This window comes from Streptococcus parasanguinis, assembly GCF_001578955.1.
Classification (GTDB): domain Bacteria; phylum Bacillota; class Bacilli; order Lactobacillales; family Streptococcaceae; genus Streptococcus; species Streptococcus parasanguinis_U.
In genome coordinates, this window is sequence record NZ_KQ969693.1 from 43,815 (window position 1) to 45,754 (window position 1,940).

At 42.1% G+C, this 1,940-nt stretch carries 1 protein-coding gene; it reads right to left on the reverse strand.

Annotated features, from left to right (window positions below; all coding sequences use genetic code 11):
* Positions 1 to 223: 223 nt before the first annotated feature.
* Positions 224 to 1,498 carry a uracil-xanthine permease family protein gene (locus SPADD19_RS09850; protein WP_049498113.1) on the reverse strand — a complete coding sequence of 425 codons (1,275 nt, stop codon included), beginning with the start codon at positions 1,496 to 1,498 and terminating at the stop codon, positions 224 to 226.
* Between the last annotated feature and the right edge of the window lie 442 nt (positions 1,499 to 1,940).

Consider the following 1,940-nt stretch of genomic DNA (forward strand, 5'->3'; position numbering starts at 1 on the left):
TGGAAAATTACACGAATCAGCCGATACGGGCGCATCGCCCTTGGTCTTCCACCACGATAACAATCATTACCATTTAATAAACGCAATCAACTAATAAAGGAAGGCCTCTTTGGAAATCCGATCCACAATAAAAAAACGAGGAACACCAGCTCTGCCATCAGAGTTTGTTCCTCGTTTTTTATAATGTTTAAATCCATTCAAACTTTTTCACTACCAGAATGGTCTAAGCCTGGTCAGCTTTTGGTTCTGGAAGGATTTGATACAACACAATTCCAAGAATGGTTGACGTTGCGACACCAGTGATTTGAAGACCACCGAGGTCAATCATCAAACCACCGATCCCTGATACCAAGATCACACTTGCAATCAAGAGATTCTTTTTATTATCAAAATCAATCTTATGTTCAACTAAAATTTTCAAACCGCTAGCAGCGATAACCCCAAAGAGGGCAATAGACAAACCTCCCAATACAGGAGTTGGAATAGAGTGCAAGAGTGCTGATAGCTTCCCAATAAAGCTCATGACAACCGCAATCACTGCTGCGCCTGAAATAACGTAAACTGAGTAGACCTTACTAAGGGCCATCACCCCAATGTTTTCCCCATAAGAAGTTACCGGAGGAGCTCCAAAGAATCCAGCAATAATCTGTGCCAAGCCATCACCAGTAAGCGTATGGTCAAGTCCTGGATCCTTGAAGTAATCACGCTCAGTCAAACTATTTAAAACCATGAGGTGGCCAAAATGTTCCGTCATGGTCACAAAGGCAATCGGAGCCATAGTCAAAATCGCACTTGGATAGAGCTTAAAGCTATAATCCACAAATGGAATGTCAAAGTTTGGAACTTGAATCCAATGCGCCGCACTTACCTCTGAGAAATTGACAAAACTATGTCCTGTCAGCAAACCAAGAGCCAATGAGAAAATATAGCCCACAATTAATCCAAGTAAAATTGGGACGACACCGACAATCTTCTTGCCATACATGTTAAATAGGATAACCGCAAAGAGGGTCACCATCGAAATCAATAGAGCATAGCCGCTGTAGCTATTATTTAAGGTTGTCGCATCAGTGACGGCATTCTTCGCAAGACTCAAACCAATTACCATGATAATGGGACCAACCACGATTGGTGGAAGGACCTTATTAATCCAATCTTTACCCGCATGCTTAACAATCAGAGCTACAAACAAGTAGACCAAACCACCCGCCATAGCACCCTGGGCAACTGCCGCGATCCCATCTGACTTCATCAGCATTTGCATCGCTGCAATATAAGCAAAACTAGACCCCATGTAAGCAGGGATCTTATACTTGGTCACGGTTAAGTGAGCCAAGGTTCCCAAACCAGATGAAAACAAAGCAATGGCAGGATCAATCCCAACCAAAATCGGCACCAGCACTGTCGCCCCAAACATGGCAAACAAATGCTGGAAAGATAAACCAACCAATAAACCAGGTTTTGGCATATCATTCACATCATATTTAACGTCATTCACGATCGTAAAAACCTCCTAAAATTAAGATGCGACAAGCTATGGCTGAACAAAAACGTCTACCTTCGATGACCAAATCGTAAGGGAGTGCTTCATGCTCCATCATCGACGATTTCTTTTTTATCAAACCACTTTTCAATATACAAAAAAATCCCCCACAACAAGGAGATACACAAAACATAGGCTGGTCTTCCCAGGCCTTTCATTTCCATAGCTCCTTGCCTGCCTCTCTGGACAGTATTAAAGGATTGATTCGATTAGTCACAATTATAGCAGATTATAGACGGATTTACAAGAAAAATGACAGATGATACACCCAAATCCCCCAAAAAGTAATATTCATACGTTTCAGCGACAGGGTTGAAAATAGCCACTCTAAGACAAAAAAGAGGCTGGGACAAAAGTCCTAGCCTCTCAATTATTTTTGGATTGTCGAGCAAGACGC